We start from the raw sequence: 203 nt of genomic DNA, 5'->3' as shown, positions 1-203 counted from the left end.
ATGGGGCGGTGCCATGGATACTGGTGATTATGCGACATTGCTTGGCCCAGCTTGGATGATTGCTGTTATTCAAGGGAACGCGCCAAACGCAGCCGGCAACTGGTCGATTGCTGATATGCCTGAAGGAGCAGGGAACTGGGGCGGTTCATTTGTGACGATTCCAACAGAGACGGACCACCCGGAAGAAGCATACGATTTTGTAA

General features: G+C 52.7%; 1 pseudogene. It reads left to right on the top strand.

Going from position 1 to position 203, the window contains the following annotated elements:
- Nucleotides 1-13: 13 nt before the first annotated feature.
- Nucleotides 14-203, top strand: a pseudogene (locus CHH91_RS20095) (carbohydrate ABC transporter substrate-binding protein); the annotation flags it as partial.

The sequence above is a fragment of the Virgibacillus sp. 7505 genome, from assembly GCF_002272135.1.
Taxonomy (GTDB): Bacteria; Bacillota; Bacilli; order Bacillales; family Amphibacillaceae; genus Terribacillus.
Note: the sequence above shows the minus strand (reverse complement) of the source record. Positions and strands in the feature narration are given on the sequence as shown.